A 17,591-nucleotide genomic window follows, 5' to 3' on the forward strand; every position below is an offset into this window, starting at 1 on the left:
CGAAATTGCACGCCTTGACGTGCTTCGGGATTCCGAGATCAACGAAGCAAAAAAGATCCTTGCCGACCAGATCACCAGTCTGTGCCAGGGGCCGATGCGGCAGTACAAGCTTCCGAAACTTCCCGGCGCATCTTCGAAGCGGGCGAGGTGCCGGCGGGTCTTCCGACGGTGAAGCTCCCCGATAGCCTTCGCGGCGATTTTCCGCTTGTCGACGCCATGGTCGTTACCGGGCTCGCCAAGTCGAAAAGCGAAGCACGTCGATTGATCGGCGGCGGCGGTGTGCGGGTGAACGGCGGCAGCGTGAGCGATGAGGCCATGCGGCTTGGCGACTTCGACGTCCAGGACGGCGTGATCCGGCTCTCGGTTGGCAAGAAGCGACACGTCCTGCTTCAGCCTGTCTAGCGTTGTGTATTCAATTCGGGGAGCGGGACAAACTCGAAACACCTTGTCGCGCTCCCCGCGATACTCCAGAACAGGATGATTTTAGGCCTGTTCGGCCTAAAATCTGAATCCTGTTCTGAATTAAATAGTTAGAGCATGATGTCGTCCGAAAACCGCTCACACTTTCGGCATCATGCCCTAGGCAATCAGCGAATAGGCGTGCAGCTCCCAACGTCATCAGGCTTGACGCGGCCGGATTGAAGATCGCTCCATTGCGGTATCGACGGGTCAGGGCCGCCGATCCTCGCCTCGAACGTGGCACGGTCCACCTTGATGAGCCGTCCAGACGCCGTGATGCTCACCATCTCCTTTTTGCTGACATAAGCCAGGCTGGCATTCAGGCGGCAGAAGAACCGCTTATTGCTGTTCGAGATGACCCAGCCGTAGCCGCCGGCCTTGCCTTTGGTGAGTTTACCGATGGCATAGCCCTGCTTTTCAAGCTTCGAAAAGGATTCCGCCTGCGCAATGCCCGGCATCAAGTCAAAGCCGATCACCGCGCCGACGACCAGTCCGACAAAGCCCTTCCAGCCGGCACGTGCACCCGTATTGTTTATATGCTTCAACGCCATAGTTCCTCTCTCGTGCCACTTGCCTATGGGCACAAACATATGCCGATTGCAGAACGGCAAGTAAATTGAGGTGAATGCGAAATTTTGTGAGAAAGGGGACGTGGATGTGGACGGAGCAGTTGCGCGTCACAGAAATACCAGCGGCCGACAAGCATCCGTGAAATCAGCGGCGGCTGCATGATGCTGACGGAGGCTGTCAGCAAGGGTGGTTGATAATCCTGAGAGCGCGGCTTTTGAGCCAGAGCATGATGCCGAAAAGTGTGAGCGGTTTTCGGACGACATCATGCTCTAGCTATATGATGTAGAACAGGATTCAGATTTTAGGCCGACCCGGTCTAAAATCACCCTGTTCTAGCGCCATTTTGTCGGAAAGTCCGGCTATCTGCGGGATCGCTCTGCTTCGATCCCGCTCCAATCGGAGCAGAGTGCCGAGATGAAGCCGCACCACCGCATTTTCTTCATCCAGTTTGCCGTGGCCCTTTCCTTAGGTGCGTTTGTTTCGCGGTTGCCCGACCTTCAGGTCAAGTTCAGCCTGACCGAGGGAGAGCTGGGCCTTTTGCTCGCTGTCATGTCCTCCGGGGTTCTCTGCGGGTTGACGTTCTCGGTGAGGTTGATCGAGAGGCTCGGTGCGCGCACCACGGCTTTCGTCACCGTCTTCGGTGCGGCGCTGTTTTTCGCACTGATCCCCTGGATGCCTTCAGCTCTCCTGTCAGTGCCATTGTTCTTCATTGCCGGCGTTTTCACCGGCGCGTTCGAGATCAACGCCAATATCGAAACCGATCGCCGTGAGGCGCTGCTTGGGTATCGCATCATGAGCCGGGCTCACGGCATGTGGAGCCTCGGCTTCTGCATCACAGCCCTCGTTGCCGCCGGCATGCGGCAGGCTGCCGTCTCCATCGAACTGCATAGCTTGATCATCCTCGTCACCGTCTTGATTGCGGGGGCGATCGTTTTCGCCGGGATCGAGAATGCGCCCCAACGGCAGGACGCGCACCCGGGAGATAGCCCGCCCATCGCTTTTCCGACGATCGGGTTGCTACCTCTTTGCCTGATAGGCGCAGCTCCACTTCTCGCCGAAGGCGCGAGCGTCGATTGGTCGGCGATCTATATGCGTGACGTATTCGCGGTCGAACCCTTCATCGGCGGGCTCGGCGTGACCATTTTCTCCCTGTTCATAGCCATCGGACGGCTCGGCATGGACCCTCTCATCGACCGCTTCAATCCACGCCCGGTCGCAATAACCCTCCTCGGGATCGCGACCATCGGCCTCGTTATGGTTGCGACGGCGACACATCCTGTTTTCGCGCTCGCAGGCTTTGGCCTGACGGGTATCGGCTGTTCTTCGGTCTATCCGCTTGCCATCTCGGCTGCGGCCCGACGTACGGATCGACCCGCACCCGTCAACGTTGCAGCGCTGGCGCAGACGACGTTTGTCGTGTTTTTCGCCGGGCCGCCGCTGCTCGGTTTCGTCGCCGAACATTTCGGCATCCGCTTTTCGTATGGGATGGTCGTCCCGGTTATCGGTGCCGCACTCCTGGTCACCAGGGCGCTTACCACTGATCCTGCCCTCATGGGCCAGCCCGAACCGGTGCAACCCCACGGTTGATACGCCGCACCGTCCATCTGCTGTCCGAAAGTCGTTATGTCGGCGACCGGCCGTAAGTAAGCCCGGCCTCCGCCGGCGAATGGAGCGAGCGCAATGTATTGTCCGTCACGTCGAAGTATTGTGAGGGATCCTCATAAATATAACTCCTGCGGGCGATGACCTAAGTTTGCGCGCGGTGGTCCGCCCTTGGCAAATGGTCTTGCCGCTCAAGCACTTGAGGCGCGATCCATCTCCATCTGAGTGAACCCGGTTTGGACGGCGAACTGCAGCCTGTGGCACCTGCATAATAGGCCTTTTCGGAGTTTTCTGTCGCCGTGTCAGGTCATAGAGAGAGGCTCGCCAGCGGTGGTAGACGCCTCGTTTCGGACAATTTTTTGCCGCCAAAGTGCCAGTATTAGTTGTTTCTAAATCACGCCATAATTCGCATCTACGTTGCCGCGCCTGTTTTATTCTTCGCCACATTTCGGAATTTCAACATTATACAAACAATGGTGGGTAACTATGAAGGTTATTCTCGTCATCGTCCTCACGGCGCTTGCCGTGCCCTGTGAGGCGGACATGCTCGGCACGGCGTCCCGATACAAAAGCATGCATGAACGCTCCATCTCGTTCCTGAGCATCAATCCGCGCCGGGTATCGTGGTGCGGCGCATTTCTAGCCTTTGTCGCCAAGCGATCTTCGCGACAGCCGCCGCCCAACCCCAACATGGCGGCGTCCTGGAAGAAATTCGGCAAGCCGGTCGGCGTCCGCTCCGCCAGGCGAGGGGATGTCGTGGTGATCCGCACCGGCCGGCGCTTTCATGTGAGCCTGTTCGATCACATCGACCAGCGCCGGCAGTACGTCTACCTGTTCGGCGGCAACCAATCCAACCGGGTCCAGCTGTCGCGCTATCGCGCCAGTTCGGTGGTCGCCGTGCGACGATGATGTTGGGTGAGAACTCACCCTCCTTCCAAACCTCGGTGGCGGCGGGAAAACAGGCCTTACGCCTTGCGCGCCCTGATGTGGAGGAAGATCGGCGCGATGCGGGTGTCGGCGACTATTGGCTCGGCGAGCGCCACCTCGACTGACGCCATGGGCTCGCCGAAAGCTTCGATCGTCAGCCCCGCTTCGACGATCATCGACACCCAAGTCGACAGCGTCCGGTGAAAACGCGGAATGGCGAACGGCGTCAGCGTCGCCCGTTCTTCCTTGGGGATGGAGGAAAAGATCCAGCGCTCGACCCGGCCGTCGCTCTCGTCGAAATAATCGGCGATCTCCACAGCGACGGGCTTGCCGGCCTCGTCACGGATATTGCGGCGTGTCGGCGGCACGAAACAGGGGTGCAGGATCGAAAGCTGCAGGAAGCCGCCCGATTTCAGGACGCGGTGGATGCCCTTCAGCACCTGGCGCTGATCGGCCATGTCCATCATCGACATGAAGGCGGTGACGAAATCGAAACTCGCCTCGGGGAAATCGATGCCCTGGCCGTCGCCGAGCACGTAGTCGATACCGAGCGGCGCTTGCGTCTCGGTCTCGCGGGCAAAACGAATGAAGGTCGGGGCGATGTCGAGACCGATCATGCGGGCGCCGAGGCGGGCGACGGCGCGGGTGTTGGAACCTTCGCCGCAGCCGAGGTCGAGCCCGGCAAGGCCTGCCACCGGCGGCAGCATCTTGAGAAAGGCCGGCGTGTTCAGCGCGTCGCGATATTTGTCGTAGCCGGCGCGGCTATAGATCGTCCAGGTCTCGGCATTGCTCTCCCAATGGGCGGCGACATCATTGGCGTTCATGGCTCTCCTCCATGTGCGATCGGAACGGGCGGGGAGCTATAAGCGCAGCGGATTACAATGGGAAGACAGGCAGTCTGCTGTAAGTGGTTCACGCCCATGGATCATGACCAGGTTCGCGTGCACTATCATGCGACAGAGAGGATAGGGGGCTGCTGTGTCCGACGAAGTGATCATCCGCGAGCTGGTCGGCCTCGATCAGACGATGGCAATTTTCCCGCTGTACAGCCAGGTTAGTCGCCTGAGTGAGGCCGTGGTTTGCCAACGACTTTCAGCCATGTTCGCACAGAGCAACTACCGCTGCATAGCAGGATACATCGACGAACGGACGGTGGGTGCGTCGGGTTTCTGGACGGGCACTCAGTTGTGGTGCGGTAAGTATATCGAGGCGGACAATGTGGTGGTAGACAGCGCCGTGCGCAGTCAGGGCATCGGCGGCAAGATGATGGCGTGGATCGAGGCGGAGGCGGAGCGGACTGAATGCGCGGTGGTCCGTATCGCCATGGTTCTGGGAAGGGAGCGTACGCACCAGTTCTACGCGAGAAATGGCTACTTCGACGACGGCCTGCTGATGGTGAAAGCCCTAAGTCGCGGTGCGGCCGAGTTTCCGGAATATGTCTCTCAACAAGTTTGACTGTCGGCCCCGCAGATTGGCGCAAGTTGCCACCATTGGCACGCGCGCCTTCTTGTTCGGGGCGGCGATTTTACGGTCGCATGACCGAGCTTAGAGATGCCGAGGCACCTTTGCCTTCAGCAGCTGCACGAGCGCGGGATCCATGAAATCGTAATCGTCAGGAATATGAAGGCAGATCAACCGCTTGTCCTTGAGAGCTGACCGGTACTTGCCCTGGACTTTCGAACGGTGAGCCTTCTCCATGACGAAGACGACATCGGCCCATTCGATCAGCTCGTTCGATAGTGGGTTTTCGGCATCCTTGTTGGTGCCGGCCGAGGAGACCTCTATCTCCGGCCAGCCCGCGAAGACCTGTTCGGCCGTCGGGCTGCGAAGTTTGTTCTGACTGCAGACGAACAGGACGTTTTTCACGTTTCGATCTCTCTTGAAGCGAGCGAGGCCCGCGATAGCACAATTTCACTCGCTAACGAACCAGGTATCCATCGACAGAATACCGGCGGCCCTGCGTCCGTTGAGGTCGGCAGAAGAATTGCCTTCGCTGTCGCGCGTTGCGTCAGCCGCCGCTCACACTCTTGAACGCAGCGATGATGCTTTGTGCGGCGCGTTGCGCCTCATCTGATGTCGTCTGGAAATTGGTGACGGAAAGGCGCAGCACGTCGCGGCGGCGCCACTTGGCGCCGCCGGCGAAGATGATGCCGTCAGCTTGGATCTTTTCGATCGTCTTTCGGGTCAACGCGTCGCCTTCTTCGGAGGGCAGGTCCGCTCCGAAACGGATGACGAGCTGGTTCAGCGTCACCTCGTTCAGGATGGCGATGCCCGGTTGTTGCGACAGGAGATCGGCCACCAGCCGCGCTGAGGCGCAGCACTGGTCGATCAAGGCGGCGATGCCGTCGCGGCCGAGATGTTTCAGCATCGCCCAGGTGGCAAAGCCGCGCGCCCGTCTCGAAAGCTCGGGCACGTAGTGTGAGGGATCGCGTTCGCCTTCGCCGGCGAGCGGCAGGTAGCTCGCGGCGATCGTCATGGCGCGGCGATGGGCGAGCTCGTTGCGGACGATGGCATAGCCGCAATCATAGGGCGTCTGCAGCCACTTGTGGCCGTCGGTCGCCCAGCTGTCGGCCGCTTCGATGCCGAGGCTGAGGTGGCTGGTCTTCGCTGATGCCTGCGCCCAGAGGCCAAAGGCGCCATCGATATGCACCCAGGCGCCTTTCGCCTTCAACAGCGGGATGATGGCGGCGAAATCGTCGAAGGCGCCAGTATTGATCTGCCCCGCCTGTAGAACGGCGATGACGGGCCCAGAGACAGTATCGAGCGTGCCCGCCAGCGCGGCCGGGTCTATCCGTCCCATCGCGTCGGTAGGCAGGCGCAGCACGCGATCATGCCCGAGGCCGAGGAACTGAAGCGCGGAGAAGACGGTCGTGTGGGCATCGTCGCCGATCAGCACGGTAATCTCAGGCGCTCCGAACAGGCCCTTTGCGTCGGCATCCCAGCCCACCTGGCGCAGCACCTCGCCGCGGGCGGCGGCAAGGCAGGTAAAGTTCGCCACCGTTGCGCCGGTGACGAAGCCGACCGAGCTTTCGGCCGGCAGCTTCAGGAGATCGAGAAGCCATCTCGCCGCGACGGTCTCGACGGCTGCTGCGGCCGGGGCGGCGGCATGGTTTCCGGCGTTCTGGCCCCAGGCGCTGGTGAGGAAATCGGCCGCGACGCCGACCGGATGGGAGCCGCCGATGACCCAGCCGAAAAAGCGCGGCCCAGTGGTTGCATGCAGCCCGGGTTCGGCGCCGTCCGAGAGACGCCTGATGACATCAAGCATATCGGAACCGGCCGCCGGCAGCGGCTCTTCGAAACAGGCAAGCGAGGCTGCGTAGTCGTGGGTGGGCATATGGCGGGCGGGCGCTGCCTGCCGGAACGCGGCCGCAAGGCGGGCGGCTTCCTGAAACACAGATGCAATTGCCGTCATGCGGATCCCCCTTCCGCTACCGATCCTGGAGGGCCTCACCCTCGAAAGCAGGCTGCCGGCACACGCAATCTAGCCCATATCGCCGAGGCTGTCTTCGCCTGACAGATCTCGGATCTGGGTTCCGGGGCCCTCCCTGGGCTTGCCGAGACCTCAAGACAAAGTGAGCATCGGGGAGGCGCTTCCTAAACATCTACAATAACTACCTTATCCCGTTCTGTGCATTTTTGAAATTTTGCGGCTCTTGTTGAAAATGATTGCCTTCGTCTCAAGTATCGTTCAATGATGTGGAAATATCATTTGCACCATTGTCAAGTTGGTGCTGCCAATCAGCGAGGGATATGCACTGAAATATTTCCTTCTCTACGCGCTGACGTGCACGTTGGTCGGGATAGTTCTTCTCTTTATCATCCGTGAAGTTGTACCGTTCACGATCGACAAGCCAACCGATCAATCGGTTGCCGACTCAACTGATGAGCCAGTTGCCGGGCCAACCGAGCAATCTGCGGCCCGACCAACGGGTGAGCCATTGAGCGCGGCAACCGGCAAGCCGGTGCCGGGGGCAACCGGCAAGCCGGTGCCCGGGCCAACAACCGATCAGTCCGCCGTCCAGCCAGCCGATCCCCTGGTCGTCCGATCCACCGGCCAGCCGGTCGACGGGCCAGCCCGTGAACCGGTGGTCGGCCCAACTGGCGAACCGGCAGCGAGGCCGACCGATCAATCGGTGGTCGGTCCGCCCGGCGAACCGGTCGTCCGGAAGGGTGGCCGGCTGGGGAGTCCGGCGCAGTGACCGGCGCCTGAGACGGCGGATTTCCGTTCGATCTCGTCACTTCGAGCATATGCTGAACTACGAAGCTTCCTGACACCGGTTGCATCGGCTGAGGCCATCTGTATTGACAGTACCTCTCATCTCGCAGGAGGTCCCGATGGATGGAAGTGGCACGACGATCAGGCATGTCAGGGCAGACGAAGTGGAGGCTTTCCGGCGCATCCGTCTGGAAGCGCTTCGCACCGAACCGTCTCTTTTTGCAAGCCGCTACGAGGACTGGGAGGCTCTTTCTCTTGAGGAGTGGCGCAATCGCCTGAATGAGCCGGTTTTCATCGCCTTTCAGGGTGACGAACCCGTCGGCATAACCGGCCTGGTTCGGCAGCGGTCGAGCAAGATGGCCCATCGCGCGACGATCATCATGGTTTACGTGAGAAGGAGCCTGCGCGGAACGGGCCTTGCCGGCAAGCTGCTCGGCGCGGTGGCCGATCACGCGCGCGATATCGGCATCCTGCAGCTGGAACTCTTCGTCAGCGCAGAGAACCCGGCGGCAATACGCTTCTATCAGCGGGAAGGCTTCTCCGAGATCGGCAGGATTCCCGGCGGGGTTCTGGAGGAGGGCAGGGAGATCGACGACGTCATGATGGCTCGCCGTCTGGTCGGTTAGGTCTCACGCCGATGTTTCAGCGCATATCGGTTTGCCTGGCCTATTGACCTCAAGCGGGGTTGGGGTTGCAGCATGCCGGCATGGGCTGGAGGTTTGGCCGTGACGAAAATTCTGAAAGACGAGGAACTGGTTGGTAGCGCGCTGATGGTGGTTGCAATCGATGCGCTCGATACCGCTTTTCTCGCGAGGGCCGGCAATCGACTGATCTCTCCACCCCGGCATCATGTCTCGTTTCCCGATCGAGGCGATCTCGTCTTCACCATCGGCGGCATCCTCGGCGAGAAACCGCTTGCGGGCTTCCGGGTCTATGAAACATTTGACGGGGCTGAGCATTCGCAGATCGTCGCTGTGTGGTCGGCCGACGACGCGAAGCTCAAGGGCATTATTCTCGGAGAGCGACTCGGCAACCTCAGAACCGGTGCGATCGGAGGGCTCGCCATCCGGCATCTCAGCGCGCCTGACGCCAGCATCGTCGGGATCCTCGGCAGCGGAGCGCAAGCGCGAATCCAGCTTGCCGCGGCGGCTGCCGTTCGAAAGCTGGATCGCGCCCGCGTCTATAGCCGCGACGAGAAAAATCGCGCTGCCTTTGCAGACGAGATGCAGCACGCCTTGGGTATTGAAGTGGAGCCTGCCGGCAGCGCCTCCGAAGCCGTCGATCACGCCGACATCGTCATCTGCGCGACGGCGAGCCGAACGCCCGTCATTCATGCCAGGGATATGAAGCCCGGCGTGCACGTCAACACCGTCGGCCCGAAAACACATGGGGGATACGAACTCGGCCTGGATATCGCCGATGTCGCAGCCGTGATCGCGACGGACTCTCCCGAACAGACGCGCACCTATGCTTCGCCCTTTTTCCTGGCCGGCTCCGGCAATGAGCACCGTATGACCGACCTTGCAGATATCATCGCCGGGAAAGTGGCCGGGCGAGGATCGCCTGGCGATACGACGCTGTTTTGCTCCGTCGGCTTGGCTGGAACCGAAGTCGTCGTCGCCTCGGCAATCCTCGATATGCTGTGAGCCTGTTTTCCTTATTCACGCCAGACCCAGCACATCCCGCATGGCGTATTCGCCGGGTGCGCGTCCTGCGATCCAGCGGGCGGCGGCAAGCGCGCCGCGGGCGAACATGCCGCGGTCGAGAGCCGAATGCGAGAGCGTCACGACTTCTTCGGCGGCGGCAAAGAGCACGCTGTGTTCTCCGACGAGCCCGCCGGCCCGCAACACGGCAAAGCCGATTTCGCCGGGCGGCCGCTCGCCGGTGATGCCGTCACGCCCGCGCCGCTCGACGGATGCAAGGGAAACTCCACGGCCTTCGGCGGCGGCTTCGCCAAGCATCAAAGCCGTGCCGGACGGCGCGTCGATCTTCCTGTTGTGATGGGCTTCGAGGATTTCGATATCCCAGTCATGCGCGGGAAGGGCGCGGGCGGCCTGGGCGACGAGGCCAACCAGCATGTTGACGCCGATGGAGAAATTGCCGGAGCGCAGGATCGGAATTCTGCGGGCGGCCTCTGCGATCCGTTCGAGCTCATCCGGCTCGAAACCCGTCGCCCCGATCACCAGGGCCGGTCCGCCGGCCGACGCGCACAAGCCGGCAAGTTCGGCGGCAGCACGTCCCGTCGTGAAATCCAGGATCACATCGGCCGCCTTAATTGCGGTTGAACGGTCGATCAGCCCGGCGCCCATGGAGCCCTCACGGCCGATGCCGCCGACGAACGCGAAATCCGGATCGGCCGCCAGCAGCGGCAGGATGGCGCGCCCCATGCGGCCGTTCGCGCCGGCGACGGCTATTTTGATTGGTGAGGTCACGGACTTTCCTAACTCAGGAGGGCAGGTGTGGTGGGGAGGGGTTTTGGCGTTTTGCGCGCAGACCAAGCAAAACGATAGCATAAACAACAAGTACCGTTGGCGTTTCCCACAAGATCGGAAGTACGATGAAGCCGTCGCCGGGAGCGGCAACTTCGTCTGCCGCCATGGTCGGCGTCGTCAATACGGCGAGCGTCAATGGCGAGAAGAACACCCATAGAAATGCGATTGTGTGTGGCAGCCATCTACGCCGCTTGAGCCTTCGCGCAGCGAAAATTGCTGAAACAGGTATCAGGATGTTCAAAACGAAGACGAGCGAAAGCGCGATGAACTCCGGCAGGATTGTCGGGTAGTGCGGATCATATTCCATCAGGTTTTCTCAAAGACTGCTATCGATGGGATGGCGGCCAGTCCCAGCGGGTCAGTTGAGGTTTACCAGTTGCCGGGGTCGGCGGTGTGATCGATGCTGGCGAATTCGTCTGCCTTTTCCCGGTCCAGCTTCACCTCCGTGGCAGCCTTCGTCTCGTCGGAGACCGAGTAGCGGTCGGGGATCGGTCCCCTTGATAGTTCCTGATACAGGAGCAAGGCGGCCTCCTCGGCGGTGTCGGCCTCGATCTCCCGAGTGATTGATACGGTGAACTTGTGCATGGCTTCGGCCCTCTCGATCGGTGCGCCGGCGTGTGCGTGGCTTGCACAGTCTGACACGAGTTTTGTGTCGATGACACTAAAACTGCTCGCTTAGAATTTGATTCATGCGACGGCTTCAGGTCTTTGTTTTTATGAATGTCGTGGTGCCAAGCCGCCGCACAGTTTTGGCGAACTCAGCCGAGGAGGTAGATCATGCGCCTGAATCAAGTAACCGTTATGATGCCTGACCTTGATGCGGGCTGGAACTTCTACTGCGCTCTCGGTCTCAAGCCGGTCGTCGACGCCCGTCCTCGCTATGCGCGCTTCTTATGCCCGGACGGGGACAGCACCTTCTCCCTGCATCAGGGCGAAGGCGGCGGTGGCGGCACCACGGTCTATTTCGAGTGCGAGAAGCTGGACGAGACGGTCGGCAGTCTCAGCGAGGCCGGCCTTCGTTTCGTCACCGGACCGGAGGACAAGAGCTGGCTCTGGCGCGAGGCGGAGCTTTTCGACCCCGGCGGCAACCGCATCATCCTTTATTTCGCCGGATCTAACCGCACCGATCCGCCGTGGCGCGTGGATAAGGTGGACCGCCCGAAGTAGGCAGCCTCGGCGCCTGCCTATCCCGGCCATTCCCCGAATTGACGAATCGCGGTTGCCTCGGCATCTTTGTGTCGGCGTGGCCTAACGCCGAACCTCCCAGGACCTTCCCCAGCAGGGTCTTCAACCGGAGGCAAAGGGACTTTCGTCTCGGGTCGTGATCCTTGGTCCTGATGTTTCGGGCCTGTTGCTGGGGAACGATGTCCGGAACGTGAGAGGCCCTGATATGACTGAGAATGGAAATTTCAAGCGGCGGGTGCGTGCACGCGCCGCCAAGACGGGTGAATCCTACACCGCCGCCCGCATGCATGTTCTTCCCAGGTCGGCGAACGATGCACTGCCTGAGGCAAGACGCTTGCGTCTCGCCGTGGCCCAGACCACCCATGCAGACGATCCCCGCGATGCCGACAAGCTTCGCCAGAGCGGACAGGAGATACGCCTGCTGATGCGGCAGGCGCGAGAGGCAGGGGCGCGGCTCATCCACTTTCCCGAAGGAACGACATCATCGCCGAACAAGCGCATCATGTCGGAAATCGGGCCGAGAGAGATCGGGCCGTCCGATTGGCGGCGGTTCGAATGGGCCGTGTTGCGTGAGGAGCTGGATATAACGCGCAGACTGGCGCGCGAACTCGGCCTCTGGACGGTCATCGGCTCGGTGCATCCGCTGACGCCGCCGCACCGGCCGCACAACAGCCTTTATGTCGTCTCCGATCGCGGCGAGCTGGTGACGCGCTACGACGAGCGGCTGCTGTCCAACACCAAGATCTCCTTCATGTACACGCCGGGTTCGATCCCCGTGACCTTCGAGGTCGACGGCATCCGTTTCGGCTGTGCGCTCGGCATGGAGTGCAACTTTCCTCAGATTTTCACCGAATACGAGCGGCTCGATGTCCACTGCGTGCTGTTTTCGTCCACTGGGGGGACGTCGGCCAATGATACCTCCTTCGCCGCCGAGGTGCAGGGGTATGCGGCGAGCAACAGGTACTGGGTGAGTTTCTCCATACTTGCACATCCCGGTTTAGCCGATCCCGTGTCTTCCGGGATCGTCGCTCCCGGTGGCCGGTGGGCAGCGCAATGCCCTGCGGATGGAACGGCCGCGATATCGCTCGCCGATATCGACGACAATCACGGCGATATTGCCCGGCCGTGGCGGCGCAAAGCGCTGGGCGGCCTCTACGAGCCGCACCGGGTGGCCGGCGATCCGCGCAGCGACGGGCGGGATATGTTTTAGAGCCGTATCGAACCTCATCCATGCGACGCGTTTGCCCAGTGATTTTCCAGTGGCAGGTCAGCCGCGTTAAGTTATCACCGGTGGGTCGACTCCACCGGTGATGCAGCACCAAAAGAGCCTCACTCTGAGGGGCCTGAAGGTCGATGTTCGCAAGTCGAGGCGTCAATCTCTGGCATCGAGCCGCGTTATAGTCAGCATTGGCGGTCGGGCCGGCACTCAGGGAGGAACCCTTCCTAAGCGACCACGTCGGATATCATATCAGCCGAACCGCTTACCAGACCGAACCCACCGTCGCAAAGACAATAAAACCCGTCTTGGGGAACGGGCAATTCCAACATTTCCTGCTTTGAAAGGCCGGCATATACACCACGCACCAATCTGCCAAACAGCCCGTGAGAAACCGCAACTGTCGGTCCATGTATGCCTACGATCCAGTCCTTTGCTCGAGCACAGGCGGCATCGAAGCTCTCCCCGTCTGGAGATTTGAAATACCAATCAAAAGCGTTGGACCCGTCCAGCATTCGTTGGACCCGTCCAGCATTCTTGGAAACTCGTTGTCGATCTCGAACTTGGTCATGCCGTCCCAAGAACCAACGGTCACCTCCATTAGCCGCGATTCCGGACGGGCCGCCAGTGGCACACCCTTTCGATGCGAGCCGCAGTCTCTTGCGTTCTGCCGAGAGGGCTGACATGGAGTTGGAACGATTGTTCACTTCCTGCCATTTCCTTTTTCAGAAGCTTCGCCATTTGTTCGGCCTGTTCGATGCCGCGCTCTGTAAGCGGTGAATCTTTTTGGCCCTGGAACCGACCTAAGGTGTTCCAAATGGTCTCGCCGTGACGAAGCAGGTAAATCATTGGCGTTGTCCTAAATGAATTGATGAAACAATTAGCTTCGCTACCCGCCCGAGGAACGGTTGTAGCAGCTAGGTCATGCGACAGTTCAATGATGACCGCAATTGGAGCGATCCAGGCGAACCCGATCTTTTTTCTACTGGCTCAAAGCTACCAAGGAACTCACTGGACCGCATCGACTGAAGCCTCTGGCTCGACACGCAACCACGGCCAGCGCTGCTGATATTGGCTGCATTTGCGGGCGAACAATTCGGGCTGAGCGTTGAGCGGGTTCATCCTGAGGATGCCGTCCCACATGTCGTCGAGATGATCGGGTGCGTAGAGGCTGCCGTCATGAACTCTCACCCCCAGCCGAGTACAGGAGATAAGATAGCGATCAACGCCGTCTTCAGTGCATTTGAAGGCAGGGAAGTCTTTGCCAAATTTCTCGCCATACCAGAGGTGGACGCGAGCCTCGTTCTTTATGTCAACTTTGTCTGCGAGGTCTCCCAGCAAAGCCTTGCCACGACGGATTACTTTGTCCTCGGCTTCCCATGAGAGATCGTGGTCGTCAAAATAAAAAATGTCATAATCTTTGATGCCGTGCTCTGGATCATTTCCGGTCTTCAAGTTCCATACCGTCTGAAAGAGGCAGCCAGCCGTTAGCATACATTGCGGCAGGCCCAGAGCCGGCAATTTCTCCAGGAGCAGATGGTTGAGCGGATTAAGCCGAATGCGGGCTAGAAATTGTTCAGTGGTGATGGTCACGCTTATCCCTTCCTCTCTGCGATCATAGTCGATTCTCATCTCGCAATCGTCCGCGTGAAATTGCTCCCATGGGCTGGAGAAAGACGGTTTGCCTCTTATTTCAGTGGGCAATGCGAAACGAAGAGCGAAAGGACAGCGCAATGGCGAAGAACACGATCTGCGTATGGTACGACAAAGACGCTGAGGCGGCTGCCCGCTTCTATGCCGCGACTTTTCCCGACAGCGCCGTGGGTGCCGTCATTCGTGCACCGGGAGATTATCCTGACGGCAAGCAGGGAGATGTCCTGGTCGTGGAATTCACCGTTGCGGGTATTCCTTGCATCGGCCTGAACGGCGGTCCTGCGTTCAAACACAACGAAGCCTTCTCATTTCAGATCGCAACCGACACTCAGGAAGAAACCGATCGCTATTGGAACGCGATCGTCGGCAATGGTGGCCAGGAAAGTGAGTGCGGCTGGTGCAAAGACAAGTGGGGTGTATCCTGGCAGATTACGCCGCGCGTCCTCTCCGAAGCCCTTTCGGCAGGTGGTGGCCAGGCAAAGCGTGCTTTTGACGTGATGATGACCATGAGGAAGATCGACATTGCGGCGATCGAGGCGGCGCGGCGCGGCTGAGGTAGCCTTGCTCAGAGCGATCTTTTACCAGGGCTCGCATCTGGCGCGATCCGGCCCGGGGCGAAATTCGCAGTCGGCTCAGAACCAGAGATCGCGCACGCAGCGCCCCTTGGATGGAAGGTCTTCAAATGTGTCCAGGCCGTCGAAATGATCGATGGGCAGATGCTGAACGAGATCCGGTGGCGCAAGCCGCATGTTGACGGCCATGCGCCTGCGGCCATCCTTTGGAAGCCGCAGGCCGCGCCAGCTCAAGACACAGGCGCAGGATGGGCAGAACAATATTTCGAGAGACGGCTCGTCGCTGTCGCCGCGGGTGTAGGAGGCGGTCTCACCGGCGAGAGCGATGCGCTCTCCTTCGTAGTCATAGGCCCACAGCGTGCCGTAGCGTCGGCAGAGCGTGCAGTTGCAGGCGGTGATCGAGCCGGGATCACCCTCAAGTGTCCAGCTTGCCTTGCCGCAATGACATGAGCCCGTCAGCATGAGCGTCGGTTCGATCCTGCACCATACAACGATGGCATCCTGCCCCAATCCCGTGATGATCGCAATTGGCGCTTTTCGCCGCCGCCTGCTTCCAGCGCTTGCGAACCAATACCTCCTGTTGGCGGATTTTCTGAAATCTCTAATTGAGTTCGCGGCTGGAGGATGGTTTTCTGCGACCCAGCGTAGCTGAGTCCACGCCTCCTCCCGATTTCTGATCCGAGTGGCCCATGTCGATTTCAGATGCGATCTATCGTCCTTTCGAAAGCCTGATCCGGCCGCTCGATATCCCCTACCGGCCACTGCCGTCGAAGGGGCCGGTGGCGGTACTCCTGCATTTCATCTCGATGTTTCGGGGTGTGCTGATTACGCTGGCATTTTGCTCCATGGTGTTCGAGGCGATCAACCTGACGATCGTCTGGGGACTTTCGGTTATCGTCGATGGTGTGACACAACACGGCGCTCCCGCCTTCCTGCGCGATGAATGGCTGCTGCTGACCAATCTCGGCTTACTGATTTTTCCGGTCATGCCGATCATGTCCTTCATGCTCAATACGCTGAAGTCGCACACGCTCGGCATCGGCATGCCGGCTGCCATTCAATGGCAGGGCCATAAGGCTGTCGAGCGGCAGGACCTTGCCTTCTTCCATGATCTCTATGCCGGCCAGGTTTCCTCACGGCTACAGCAGGTCTCTTCCGCCGTCCAGCAGCAGATCCTCGCGGCCTTCCAGTCCATCCCACGCTTCCTGATGCAGCTGGTTGGCTCCGTGATCCTGCTGAGTGCGCTCGCGTGGCAGCTTGCCCTGCCTGTCGTCATCTGGATCGTGCTCAATGTCGTATTCACCGCCAGGATCGTGCCGACCTTCGTCGAGCGCTCGCGCCGCACCGCGAAGCAGCGCAGTCTTGTCGCCGGCGCCATCACCGATCTCTATACCAACATGCAGATGATCAAGCAGTTTGCGGCTGAAGATAGCGAGGCAGGCGCGATCCGCCGCATCATAGGAAAGGCTGTGCAGACGCAGCACAGCGAACAGCGCATCTATCGTTCGTCGGAATTGACGGTCGTGGTTCTCAACACGCTGCTGTGGCTGACCATGCTTGCGATTGGATTTTCCGGCCTCGTCAAAGGCTTTCTCACGATCGGCGAATTCGTCGGCGCGGTCTACATTCTCAACCGGCTGTCGTCGCAGATCTTCGTTTTCCTGCAGATGGGCCAACAGATCTTCCAGGCAATCGGCACCATCAAAGATGCCATGCCTGTTATGACGACACCGCCCAGCATCACCGACCGGACGGATGCGAAGAACCTCGTGGTCGAGCGTGGTGAAATCCGTTTCGAAAATGTCGGCTTCGCCTATAAGTCCGTCAAGCCTGTCATCGATGATCTGTCGCTGACGGTCCAGCCCGGCGAGAAGGTCGGCTTGGTCGGCCTCTCCGGAGCCGGCAAGTCCACGCTCGCCAACCTGCTCCTGCGCTTCTACGACATCAAGGACGGCGCGATCTTCGTTGACGGGCAGGATATCCGCGCCGTCACCCAGGCAAGCCTTCGCCGTGCCATCGGGGTCATCGCGCAGGACGTCGCGCTGCTGCACCGTTCTGTCGGCGACAATATCCGTTACGGCCGGCCGGAGGCGACGAGGGACGAGATCGAAGCGGCGGCGAAGATGGCGAGTGCCGATGTCTTCATCGCCGACCTTTCCGACGGCGAAGGCCGCAGGGGCTATGACGCCTTCGTCGGCGACCGCGGCATCAAACTGTCAGGCGGCCAGCGCCAGCGCGTGGCCATCGCCCGCGTTCTCCTGAAGGATGCGCCGATCCTGGTGCTCGACGAGGCGACATCCGCCCTCGACAGCGAATCCGAAGCCGCCATCCAGGAAAGGCTTAATCTCGTCATGGAGGGGAAGACGGTGATTGCCATCGCCCACCGTCTGTCGACCATCGCCAGAATGGACCGGATCGTCGTGCTCGATCACGGGCGCATCGTGGAGGAGGGCAGGCCGAACGAACTGGTCGAAAAAGACGGCCTGTTTGCCCGCTTGTGGAGACGCCAGACCGGCGGCTTCATTCCCGAAGATATCGACGAACCCTTGTCGGCCTCGCCTACGACCTGAGTGGCTGGTCCTTACGAAAACCGGGATAACATCAGCGGACTTGGAGCAGGCGACCGGGACCTTCTCCATCGCCGCGCCCCTTGACGATGGCGGCGACCGTCCTGCTTATTGCCGGCAAGGGAATCGGGG

20 protein-coding genes and 2 pseudogenes are annotated in these 17,591 nt (G+C 60.3%); 12 read left to right on the top strand and 10 right to left on the bottom strand.

The features are described from left to right. Positions 1–402, top strand: a pseudogene (locus OLZ32_RS00005) (S4 domain-containing protein); the annotation flags it as partial. A 185-nt stretch (positions 403–587) separates the two neighbouring features. Here OLZ32_RS00005 and OLZ32_RS00010 read toward each other — a convergent pair. Further along, positions 588–1,010 (bottom strand): hypothetical protein, encoded by a 423-nt coding sequence (locus tag OLZ32_RS00010; RefSeq protein WP_264394968.1) that lies wholly within the window; start codon positions 1,008–1,010, stop codon positions 588–590. Between the two features lie 433 nt (positions 1,011–1,443). Here OLZ32_RS00010 and OLZ32_RS00015 point away from each other — a divergent pair, with 433 nt between their 5' ends. Both OLZ32_RS00015 and OLZ32_RS00020 read left to right on the top strand, forming a co-directional pair. Then, positions 1,444–2,616 (top strand): MFS transporter, encoded by a 1,173-nt coding sequence (locus OLZ32_RS00015; protein ID WP_017988755.1) that lies wholly within the window; start codon positions 1,444–1,446, stop codon positions 2,614–2,616. A gap of 501 nt (positions 2,617–3,117) precedes the next feature. Then, positions 3,118–3,540, top strand: coding sequence for a TIGR02594 family protein (locus OLZ32_RS00020; protein WP_264394972.1), 423 nt, complete (start codon positions 3,118–3,120; stop codon positions 3,538–3,540). A gap of 56 nt (positions 3,541–3,596) precedes the next feature. Here the strand turns inward: OLZ32_RS00020 and OLZ32_RS00025 are convergent, their stop codons facing one another. Beyond that, positions 3,597–4,382, bottom strand: a complete 786-nt coding sequence (locus tag OLZ32_RS00025) for a class I SAM-dependent methyltransferase (protein WP_264394974.1) — start codon at positions 4,380–4,382, stop codon at positions 3,597–3,599. Positions 4,383–4,536: 154 nt separating this feature from the next. Between OLZ32_RS00025 and OLZ32_RS00030 the strand changes: the two genes are divergently transcribed. Continuing rightward, a complete protein-coding gene (locus OLZ32_RS00030) occupies positions 4,537–5,013 on the top strand; it encodes a GNAT family N-acetyltransferase (RefSeq protein WP_264394975.1) in 477 nt (158 codons plus the stop codon). Between the two features lie 90 nt (positions 5,014–5,103). Here OLZ32_RS00030 and OLZ32_RS00035 read toward each other — a convergent pair whose 3' ends face one another. Both OLZ32_RS00035 and OLZ32_RS00040 read right to left on the bottom strand, forming a co-directional pair. After that, positions 5,104–5,424, bottom strand: a complete 321-nt coding sequence (locus tag OLZ32_RS00035) for a low molecular weight protein tyrosine phosphatase family protein (RefSeq protein ID WP_222032720.1) — start codon at positions 5,422–5,424, stop codon at positions 5,104–5,106. Between the two features lie 142 nt (positions 5,425–5,566). After that, positions 5,567–6,970 carry a pyridoxal phosphate-dependent decarboxylase family protein gene (locus OLZ32_RS00040; protein ID WP_264394980.1) on the bottom strand — a complete coding sequence of 468 codons (1,404 nt, stop codon included), beginning with the start codon at positions 6,968–6,970 and terminating at the stop codon, positions 5,567–5,569. Between the two features lie 313 nt (positions 6,971–7,283). Here OLZ32_RS00040 and OLZ32_RS00045 point away from each other — a divergent pair, with 313 nt between their 5' ends. The 3 genes from OLZ32_RS00045 to OLZ32_RS00055 all read left to right on the top strand — a co-directional run bounded on the left by OLZ32_RS00045 (position 7,284) and on the right by OLZ32_RS00055 (position 9,420). Continuing rightward, positions 7,284–7,757 carry a hypothetical protein gene (locus OLZ32_RS00045; RefSeq protein ID WP_264394982.1) on the top strand — a complete coding sequence of 158 codons (474 nt, stop codon included), beginning with the start codon at positions 7,284–7,286 and terminating at the stop codon, positions 7,755–7,757. Positions 7,758–7,893: 136 nt separating this feature from the next. Further along, the gene (locus tag OLZ32_RS00050) at positions 7,894–8,400 is read left to right on the top strand and encodes a GNAT family N-acetyltransferase (RefSeq protein WP_222352722.1); all 507 of its coding nucleotides are present in this window, start codon (positions 7,894–7,896) and stop codon (positions 8,398–8,400) included. A gap of 99 nt (positions 8,401–8,499) precedes the next feature. Then, a complete protein-coding gene (locus tag OLZ32_RS00055) occupies positions 8,500–9,420 on the top strand; it encodes an ornithine cyclodeaminase family protein (RefSeq protein WP_264394987.1) in 921 nt (306 codons plus the stop codon). Positions 9,421–9,435: 15 nt separating this feature from the next. Here OLZ32_RS00055 and dapB read toward each other — a convergent pair whose 3' ends face one another. The 3 genes from dapB to OLZ32_RS00070 all read right to left on the bottom strand — a co-directional run bounded on the left by dapB (position 9,436) and on the right by OLZ32_RS00070 (position 10,851). Then, complete coding sequence (gene dapB / locus OLZ32_RS00060; protein WP_264394990.1) at positions 9,436–10,206, bottom strand: 4-hydroxy-tetrahydrodipicolinate reductase; 771 nt, start codon at positions 10,204–10,206, stop codon at positions 9,436–9,438. A gap of 13 nt (positions 10,207–10,219) precedes the next feature. Beyond that, positions 10,220–10,573 (bottom strand): hypothetical protein, encoded by a 354-nt coding sequence (locus tag OLZ32_RS00065; protein ID WP_264394992.1) that lies wholly within the window; start codon positions 10,571–10,573, stop codon positions 10,220–10,222. A gap of 62 nt (positions 10,574–10,635) precedes the next feature. Further along, positions 10,636–10,851: a hypothetical protein gene (locus OLZ32_RS00070; protein ID WP_003540858.1), complete on the bottom strand. Its 216-nt coding sequence runs from the start codon at positions 10,849–10,851 to the stop codon at positions 10,636–10,638. A gap of 192 nt (positions 10,852–11,043) precedes the next feature. Between OLZ32_RS00070 and OLZ32_RS00075 the strand changes: the two genes are divergently transcribed. After that, complete coding sequence (locus tag OLZ32_RS00075; protein ID WP_264394996.1) at positions 11,044–11,433, top strand: VOC family protein; 390 nt, start codon at positions 11,044–11,046, stop codon at positions 11,431–11,433. 223 nt (positions 11,434–11,656) lie between these two features. Further along, positions 11,657–12,661, top strand: coding sequence for a carbon-nitrogen hydrolase family protein (locus OLZ32_RS00080; RefSeq protein WP_264394998.1), 1,005 nt, complete (start codon positions 11,657–11,659; stop codon positions 12,659–12,661). A 233-nt stretch (positions 12,662–12,894) separates the two neighbouring features. On the opposite strand, the pseudogene OLZ32_RS00085 reads toward OLZ32_RS00080, so the two are convergent. Then, positions 12,895–13,516 (bottom strand): annotated as a pseudogene (locus OLZ32_RS00085) (histidine phosphatase family protein). Between the two features lie 159 nt (positions 13,517–13,675). Next, positions 13,676–14,260: a nucleotidyltransferase family protein gene (locus OLZ32_RS00090; RefSeq protein ID WP_264395000.1), complete on the bottom strand. Its 585-nt coding sequence runs from the start codon at positions 14,258–14,260 to the stop codon at positions 13,676–13,678. Between the two features lie 140 nt (positions 14,261–14,400). On the opposite strand from OLZ32_RS00090, the gene OLZ32_RS00095 reads away from it, so the two are divergent. Then, on the top strand, positions 14,401–14,874 hold the full coding sequence (locus OLZ32_RS00095) for a VOC family protein (RefSeq protein WP_264395002.1): 474 nt from the start codon (positions 14,401–14,403) through the stop codon (positions 14,872–14,874). 78 nt (positions 14,875–14,952) lie between these two features. Here the strand turns inward: OLZ32_RS00095 and OLZ32_RS00100 are convergent, their stop codons facing one another. Beyond that, on the bottom strand, positions 14,953–15,354 hold the full coding sequence (locus tag OLZ32_RS00100; protein ID WP_222042843.1) for a GFA family protein: 402 nt from the start codon (positions 15,352–15,354) through the stop codon (positions 14,953–14,955). On the opposite strand from OLZ32_RS00100, the gene OLZ32_RS00105 reads away from it, so the two are divergent. Together OLZ32_RS00105 and OLZ32_RS00110 are read left to right on the top strand one after the other, a co-directional pair. Further along, a complete protein-coding gene (locus OLZ32_RS00105; protein ID WP_264395005.1) occupies positions 15,353–15,544 on the top strand; it encodes a hypothetical protein in 192 nt (63 codons plus the stop codon). The two genes, OLZ32_RS00100 and OLZ32_RS00105, sit on opposite strands and share 2 nt — an antisense overlap. A 37-nt stretch (positions 15,545–15,581) precedes the next feature. Beyond that, entirely contained in the window at positions 15,582–17,462 is a 1,881-nt protein-coding gene (locus OLZ32_RS00110; protein WP_264395007.1) for an ABC transporter ATP-binding protein, read from the top strand. Positions 17,463–17,591 lie beyond the last annotated feature (129 nt).

This window comes from Rhizobium acaciae (assembly GCF_025941625.1).
In the GTDB taxonomy this organism is placed as follows: domain Bacteria; phylum Pseudomonadota; class Alphaproteobacteria; order Rhizobiales; family Rhizobiaceae; genus Rhizobium; species Rhizobium acaciae.

Excerpts from the sequence above, each read along its gene's own strand:
- OLZ32_RS00075 (WP_264394996.1), top strand. The coding sequence starts at position 11,044 with ATGCGCCTGAATCAAGTAACCGTTATGATGCCTGACCTTGATGCGGGC.
- OLZ32_RS00050 (WP_222352722.1), top strand. The coding sequence starts at position 7,894 with ATGGATGGAAGTGGCACGACGATCAGGCATGTCAGGGCAGACGAAGTG.
- OLZ32_RS00065 (WP_264394992.1), bottom strand. The coding sequence starts at position 10,573 with ATGGAATATGATCCGCACTACCCGACAATCCTGCCGGAGTTCATCGCG.
- OLZ32_RS00080 (WP_264394998.1), top strand. The coding sequence starts at position 11,657 with ATGACTGAGAATGGAAATTTCAAGCGGCGGGTGCGTGCACGCGCCGCC.
- OLZ32_RS00110 (WP_264395007.1), top strand. The coding sequence starts at position 15,582 with ATGTCGATTTCAGATGCGATCTATCGTCCTTTCGAAAGCCTGATCCGG.
- OLZ32_RS00025 (WP_264394974.1), bottom strand. The coding sequence starts at position 4,382 with ATGAACGCCAATGATGTCGCCGCCCATTGGGAGAGCAATGCCGAGACC.
- OLZ32_RS00100 (WP_222042843.1), bottom strand. The coding sequence starts at position 15,354 with ATGCTGACGGGCTCATGTCATTGCGGCAAGGCAAGCTGGACACTTGAG.
- OLZ32_RS00015 (WP_017988755.1), top strand. The coding sequence starts at position 1,444 with ATGAAGCCGCACCACCGCATTTTCTTCATCCAGTTTGCCGTGGCCCTT.
- OLZ32_RS00020 (WP_264394972.1), top strand. The coding sequence starts at position 3,118 with ATGAAGGTTATTCTCGTCATCGTCCTCACGGCGCTTGCCGTGCCCTGT.
- OLZ32_RS00040 (WP_264394980.1), bottom strand. The coding sequence starts at position 6,970 with ATGACGGCAATTGCATCTGTGTTTCAGGAAGCCGCCCGCCTTGCGGCC.
- OLZ32_RS00095 (WP_264395002.1), top strand. The coding sequence starts at position 14,401 with ATGGCGAAGAACACGATCTGCGTATGGTACGACAAAGACGCTGAGGCG.
- OLZ32_RS00010 (WP_264394968.1), bottom strand. The coding sequence starts at position 1,010 with ATGGCGTTGAAGCATATAAACAATACGGGTGCACGTGCCGGCTGGAAG.
- OLZ32_RS00105 (WP_264395005.1), top strand. The coding sequence starts at position 15,353 with ATGAGCGTCGGTTCGATCCTGCACCATACAACGATGGCATCCTGCCCC.
- OLZ32_RS00070 (WP_003540858.1), bottom strand. The coding sequence starts at position 10,851 with ATGCACAAGTTCACCGTATCAATCACTCGGGAGATCGAGGCCGACACC.